Consider the following 6587-nt stretch of genomic DNA (forward strand, 5'->3'; position numbering starts at 1 on the left):
AACGCTGTCCTCGAGGGTCATGCCTGTCTCCCCCCTTCCGAAGGTTGCGAGCCCTCGGTTGGAGATTTCGGAGGCAGAGGCGTGACCCTCTTTTCATGAGGAGACCTCCATCAGTGTCAACACTACATCCAAACAGGACACCCTAGTGGGACGGTGATGAACCCGGGACGAATACGCGCCTGGGCGTCAGGATACCTTCTCCAGCGTGAACACCGGCCGCATCTCGCCGACCTCCCATCCGTGGTGGTTGCGGATCACCGGATGGTGGATCGCGGTCAGGGACTCCGCCTCGGCGGCGGTGATCACCCCCAACTGGGAGAGCGCCTCGACGGCGGCCGCCCCCAGACCCCGCGCGTTGCCGTCCTCGACTTTCACCGCCACCCCAAGCCCCCGCCCGATGAGGCCGATCCCGAACACCGCCTCCGCGCCCGTCTTGCAGAAGAGCCGGTCTCCCAGCGCCGCGAGGATCTCGGTGTTCATTCGACCCGTTCCCCCGACCAGCCGGGGATAGCCCCGCATCGCCCCGGTAATCCGGCGGGCCGCCGCCGCGCGGGGAGCGGGCAGGTCAGCGGGATCCGCCAACGCCGCAAATGCCCGGGCGATCTCGCGGAGCGTCAGGCGGAACGTGGGGACGCCGCAGCCGTCGGTCCCGACCGCGATCGCCCCGGCGGGGGTCCCGCAGCACTGGCCCAGGACGGCGGCGATCTCTCGCTGAAGCGGGTGGTCGGGCCGGAGGTACGACTCGACCGGCCACTCCCGATGGCGGCACGCGGCCAGCATGCCGGCGTGCTTGCCCGAGCAGTTGTTGTGGATCGCCGTTGCCCGCCGTCCCTCCCGTACGAGCGCGTCGGCGCTGGCCGGGTCGATCGGCGGGTGTGCGCCGCACCGGAGGGCCTGTTCGTCTAGGCCGGCCTTCGCCAGGATCGCGCGGACGGTTTCCACGTGGATGGGCTCGCCGGAATGGGACCCGCAGGTGACCGCGATCTCCTGGTCGGTCAGCCCCAGGGCGTCGGCCCCACCGGACTCGACCAGCGGCATCGCCTGGAACGGCTTGGCGGACGACCGCAGGAAGGTGCCAAAGTCGGCGGGACCGGCCGCGTAGAGCAGCCGGCCGGTGCGGTCCGCGACCGCGACCGCCCCTCGGTGCAGGCTCTCCAGGTGGTGCCCGCGGCGGACCTCGACGAGCGGGGGACTATCCAACCCGCTTCCTGGATGCCGCCTCGACCAACGCGCTGAACAGTTTGCCGCAGGCCCCGATTCGCCGCCACATCCGCTCCGGATGCCACTGCACGCCGATGGCAAATGTGCGGCCCCGGACCTCAACCCCCTCGATCAGTCCATCGCCGTGAGCCTCGGCCGAGCGGGCGACCACGGCAAATTGGGGCGCCGGACGGTCGATCACCTGATGGTGGAAGGTATTGACCCCCAGCCGGTCCCCGCCGACGATCTCGGCCAGCCGGCTCCCGGGCACAATCCCCACCTCGTGAACCGCAGCGTCATCCGACGGCCGGGGGAGCGTCTCCCGCTGGTTGTGGCTGCCGGGCGCGATGCCGACCTGCACGATGTCTTGGTGCAGCGTGCCGCCCCCCGCAACGTTCATGACCTGAATTCCCCGGCAGATGCCGAGGATCGGCAGATCGCGCTCCAGCGCTCGACGCGCCAGCGGGATCTCCAGGGCGTCTCGGGGATGGTCCACGTCGACTCCCAGTCCATCCTGGAGCCGCTGTCCGTAGGCTAGGGGATCGATGTCCAGTCCGCCGCTGAGCAGGAGTCCGTCCAGGGAGTCGAGGACCTCGTCGGGGGATCGCCCCTCGCCCGGGAGGAGCGGCACCGCCTTTCCCCCGGCGGCCTCCACGGCGTCGATGTAGTTTTGCAGTTGGGCGGGATCCTTGCCGGTGATCCCGATCCTCGGCCGATCGGCCGCCCCTCCGCGCATGGCACCACTGTACCTTGGATGGCGGGAGAAAGTCAAAGTGCGGGTATTTCCCGCCTGACAGGCTCCACGGAGCGGGTGACTCTGCCGATCGAAGGCGCGGGCCGGCGCAAAGCGACCCGGACGGCAGGGATCAATCTCGCTCAGGTTTTATGAAATTGAATCATCATAAACCATCCAAGACGATCCAATCCCAGAAGGGCACTGAGGAAGTAGGCCGTCCTTTCGATCCACGGCCGCTTCCCGTGATACGTATCCCAATAGGTCAGGTATCTATGGAATTCCGGTTCTCCCTTGATGGGATGACGGCTGAGTATCCTTTTCATCTCCTGCATGGTGAGGGCCTGGGTTCCGGGGCTCTCCACATATCGACTGATGCACCAAGCCAACGACTTCCAGGGCCGACCGCGGAGCAGTGCGTTTCGCACCCAGACATACAATGCAGCCAGCGAATGGCGATTATAGACCATGACCTTGCACATGCCGCCCGGACGGCATACGCGGACAATTTCTGAAAGTGCACGTTCCAGATTCGGTGTATGGTGTATCACTCCCCAGGAATACACCAGATCGAAGGCGTTGTCCGGGTAGGGTAAATTCTCACAGTCTGCCACACGCACATCGGCAGCCCGGAGATCGTACAGCCGAAGCCGCTGCCTGACGTGTTCCACTGCTTCCGAAGTTAAGTCGATCCCGTAGGCTTCCGCTCCCGCCCTTACCCATTGAAGAAAGTCCGTGCCGGCGCCGACACCCACCTCAAGCACTTTGCAGCCATGAAACCTCGGAAATTGGGCAAATGCGTGGATTCCAGGATCACGTGTGTATCGCAATTCCTCGATGGCCTCAAAATAGCCGCGGGAATATTTCTCCGGTGGGTTGAGGTCGCGGAAATTGGTTTCGCACGGATTGCTATTCCAGTACTCGTAGACATCGGCTTTGGCTTCTGAATCAAATGTCGGATCTATCACGCGCCCCACATTTTCCCCTTTCCCAAACGTCGTGTGCGCGAGTCGACGAGGATCCGTTCACGGAGCGGCGGTTGCGCAGTCTGATCTCGCTGCGTGGTTGAGATGGGATCCACGGCTCGCCGCTTCCAGCTCAGAGACAATTCGACAGCACCCCCCGTTCGGTCCCCTTGAGGGTCGCCGGTGACTGGAGATCTCGCGGTCGGCCCAACGATCCCGCAGCATCCGACGGGGAAAGCAAACGGCGAGAGCTGAGGGGGGAAATGCATGGTGCGCGCGGATCCCGGCGTGGTGCCGACGCGCGTGGATCCGGCTCCCATCGGGCGGTCTGGCACACCGAACCGCTCCGGCGACAGGACCGGCCTCTTGCGCCGGCTTGATCGGGCTACCCCTTCACCCCACCGTCGTGACCTGGAAGATCGTACTCGGCGAGACAGGCTTCCACCAGTCGCTGGCTTTCCGCCCAGTCGAAAAAGCGGAAAGCCCGCGCATCCACGACGTGCCTCGCCGCCGAATAGAACATCTCATACTGCAGCTGGCGCCCGGCAAACTCGGTGCCCACGAAGTCCCACATCAGTTTGACGAGTTTGATCCGCTCCTCGGCCGCGACGCCGGCCGACTGATAGTACTGCCGGGTGTCCGCCCCCGTCTCGGGGCTGGTGAAGCTCCGGTCCGACGACGGCACCGAGAGGAAGGCGCCACCGGCGACCTCCCGCAGGGCGCGCATTAGGTCGACCACCCACCGGCGCTGCAGACACATCCCCGCGTACACAAACTGGGGGTTCGGGCGCGCCAGGGCCCCGCGCATCCACGGGGCGCTCTCCGCCCCGTCGACGATCGCTGCCATCGCGGTGACGTACGCCGCGATCTCCCCGCCGAGGTGCGCCTGGACGGGCGGCAGGCTGGCGATGTTGTGCAGGTCGGCCAGCCGCTTCGCCAGCCCGGCGGCGAACTGCAGCTTGAGGACGAAGCGGACCAGCGCCTGAAAGTTCCCGAGCAGGTGGCTTCCCGTCTCGAAGAACTGAGCGTTCACCAATCGGACGTCGCGGTACACGAACACGTGCTCCCAGGGCACAAAAACGTCGCGCAGGACGACCAGCGAATCGGTCTCGTCGAACCGCGAAGAGAGCGGATAATCGTAGACGCTCGTGGCCATCGTCGCGTAGGGCCGGCGCGGGTAGAGGCGCAGCCCAGGGGCGTTGCACGGCAGGAAGACCGAGATGGCGTGATCCTCGTCCCCCGGCTCGAGCGGGACGATGTAGGTCAAGAGGATCCCGTCGGCGATCACGGCGGACGTGCCGATCATCTGCGCCCCGCGCAGCACGATGCCGTCGTCCCGCTCCTTGACGACCGTCGGGTAGACGTCCCTGACCGGTTGCTGGTGGGCGGGCTTCGACCGATCCACCTGGGGGGGGACGATCACGTACGTCAGGTAGAGGTCTTCCCGGCGGGCGCGCTCGTAGAACCGCACCACGTGATCCCCGTACCGCTGCCCGGCTCGGTCGAAGACGTCCCGGGACGCCGCGAACCCGGTGATGAAGCTGGCCACGTGATCGGGCGTCCGGCCCATCAGCCCGTAGCTTCCCTCGGCCCAAAATCGATGCAGCCGCCGGCGGGCCCGGAGGTCATCGGCCGATTTTGGAATCAGCCACATGTTGCTGACGCGCTCGCCCGTCAGGGGGTCCGCGGACGTCAGGTCACCGTTCCGTGCCGCATCTCTTGCCCGATCGTACACGGCGGCGATCCGGGCGATTGCGCCGCGAAACGCCGGGTGGACCGTGACGTCGTCGACCGGCGCGCCGTCCAAGAACACCGCGCGTCCGTCGCGCAGGCTGGCGACGTACGCCTCACCGTGCCGCATGCGTCATCTCCCCCGCGGGCCCTCCGAACGGCACACCCGTCCGCGCCGCTCCCGCCGCACTCTTATAGCAGACGCGACATCATGCGGTCCCAGAGGACTTCGTAGGACTGCTCGATCGCGGCGTCCAGCGTCCGATACGACCCTTCCGCGTAGACCAGCGGCATCGCGGCGGGGCCCAACTGGACCAAGGTGACCTCCCCGATCACGACGGAGTGGGTGTAGGCCTCAAAGTGCTGGCGCACCGTGCAGTCGAGGTGTGCGAGCGCGCCGCGGAGGACCGGGGTGTGCGCCCCGCCCGACCCAGAGATCCACTCCGGCTGCAACGTCTTTTCGGCTCCGGGGCGGCTGCAGTGCGTCGCGAGGTGCTCCTGCCCCAGGGCGAGGAGGTTGATGCCGAACCGTCCGCCCTGGGTGATCGCGGCGTGCGCTCGGGCGTCCCGGTTGACGCAGACAATCACCGAGGGAGGCGCGATGGAGAGCGAACAGACCGCGGTCGCCGTCATCCCGCTGGGGTGGCCGGCGGCATCCAGATAGGTGATGACCGTGACCGCCGCCGGATACCGTCGGAACGCCCGGCGGAAACGGTCGCGTAGATCGTCTCCCGCTTCGTCGATCGCCATCGCTCTGCGTTAGGAGTTCGCCCGCATATCGGGTCCCCCTCCCTCGCGGCCCGACGCGGCCCGACGCGGCCCGGCATTCGCCGTCCGGCGGATCATGACGCCACGTGAGGCGAAGCATCGCGCGAAGCGCGGCGTCGGGGATGAGTACCGGGGCCGGTTTCCACGCGTGGGCCTTCCACCGCGCCGGTCGATCCGGAAGGATCCCCCCTCCCTTGTGCTCAGAGCCTCACGGCCGCGCGGGGGCCGGTGAACGCGGGTAGGATCCGAGCACCCGGAGGAAGGTCGTCTGCCGCCTCAGGTCGTCGAGGGCCTCCCCGACCTGAGGGTCCTCCACATGGCCGTCGATGTCGACATAAAATGAATAGTCCCAGGGGCGCGTCCGTTCCGGGCGAGACTCGATCTTCACCAGGTTGATCCGACGGGTGGCCAGGGCTCCAAGCGCCTGGTACAGGGCCGCGGGCCGGTTCTCGACGACGAAGACGATCGACGTCTTGCTCTGCGCGGAGCGCGGGGCGGGCTCGGTGTCGATGACAAGAAACTTTGTGTAGTTGTTCGGGTTGGTCTCGATGCCCTCGGTCAGGACCTCGAGTTGGTACAGTTCCGCCGCGCGCCGCGAGGCGATGGCGGCGCAGCCGCTGAGGCGCTGTTCCTGGATCATTTTCGCGCTGCCCGCGGTGTCATAGAACGGCACGGCCTCCGCGCCGAGCCGGCGGAGGTAGACGTCGCACTGCGCGAGCGCCTGCGGGTGGGAGTAGACGCGTTTGATCGCCCCGATCGACTGGCCGGGCAGCGCCAGCAGGCAGTGCACGACGCGGTGGTCAAACTCTCCGGCGATCACCAGTTGGTGGTCGAGCAGCAGATCGTAGGTCTGATTGATGCTGCCGGCCTGCGAGTTCTCGACCGGCACCAGGCCGCAGTCGGCCCGGCCGGTGGCGACCGCCTCGAACGCCTCGGCGAGCTGCGCGCACGGAATGATCTCCACCTCGCCGAACAACCGGATCACCGCCACCTCGCTGTTGGCGCCCCGCTCACCCTGAATGGCGACCCGCATGACCATCTCCTCTAGGATGTCCTGTTTGGATGTAGTGTTGACACTGATGGAGGTCTCCTCATGAAAAGAGGGTCACGCCTCTGCCTCCGAAATCTCCAACCGAGGGCTCGCAACCTTCGGAAGGGGGGAGACAGGCATGACCCTCGAGGACAGCGTT

The 6587-nt window shown here is 66.7% G+C and carries 6 protein-coding genes; all 6 read right to left on the reverse strand.

Annotated elements, in window-relative coordinates; genetic code table 11:
* Nucleotides 1-186: 186 nt before the first annotated feature.
* Nucleotides 187-1200: an asparaginase gene (locus VKV57_17210; GenBank protein ID HLW61643.1), complete on the reverse strand. Its 1014-nt coding sequence runs from the start codon at nucleotides 1198-1200 to the stop codon at nucleotides 187-189.
* Nucleotides 1193-1936 (reverse strand): gamma-glutamyl-gamma-aminobutyrate hydrolase family protein, encoded by a 744-nt coding sequence (locus tag VKV57_17215; GenBank protein HLW61644.1) that lies wholly within the window; start codon nucleotides 1934-1936, stop codon nucleotides 1193-1195. The genes VKV57_17210 and VKV57_17215 overlap by 8 nt, the downstream gene beginning before the upstream one ends.
* A 140-nt stretch (nucleotides 1937-2076) precedes the next feature.
* Entirely contained in the window at nucleotides 2077-2910 is an 834-nt protein-coding gene (locus VKV57_17220) for a class I SAM-dependent methyltransferase (protein ID HLW61645.1), read from the reverse strand.
* 373 nt (nucleotides 2911-3283) lie between these two features.
* A complete protein-coding gene (locus VKV57_17225) occupies nucleotides 3284-4759 on the reverse strand; it encodes a 4-hydroxyphenylacetate 3-hydroxylase N-terminal domain-containing protein (GenBank protein ID HLW61646.1) in 1476 nt (491 codons plus the stop codon).
* A 62-nt stretch (nucleotides 4760-4821) separates the two neighbouring features.
* Nucleotides 4822-5379, reverse strand: a complete 558-nt coding sequence (locus tag VKV57_17230; GenBank protein ID HLW61647.1) for a flavin reductase family protein — start codon at nucleotides 5377-5379, stop codon at nucleotides 4822-4824.
* 226 nt (nucleotides 5380-5605) lie between these two features.
* The gene (gene pheA / locus VKV57_17235; protein HLW61648.1) at nucleotides 5606-6430 is read right to left on the reverse strand and encodes a prephenate dehydratase; all 825 of its coding nucleotides are present in this window, start codon (nucleotides 6428-6430) and stop codon (nucleotides 5606-5608) included.
* Nucleotides 6431-6587 lie beyond the last annotated feature (157 nt).

This window comes from bacterium, assembly GCA_035307765.1.
GTDB lineage: Bacteria > Sysuimicrobiota > Sysuimicrobiia > Sysuimicrobiales > Segetimicrobiaceae > Segetimicrobium.

Excerpts from the sequence above, each read along its gene's own strand:
- VKV57_17225 (HLW61646.1), bottom strand. The coding sequence starts at position 4,759 with ATGCGGCACGGTGAGGCGTACGTCGCCAGCCTGCGCGACGGACGCGCG.
- VKV57_17230 (HLW61647.1), bottom strand. The coding sequence starts at position 5,379 with ATGGCGATCGACGAAGCGGGAGACGATCTACGCGACCGTTTCCGCCGG.
- pheA (HLW61648.1), bottom strand. The coding sequence starts at position 6,430 with ATGCGGGTCGCCATTCAGGGTGAGCGGGGCGCCAACAGCGAGGTGGCG.
- VKV57_17215 (HLW61644.1), bottom strand. The coding sequence starts at position 1,936 with ATGCGCGGAGGGGCGGCCGATCGGCCGAGGATCGGGATCACCGGCAAG.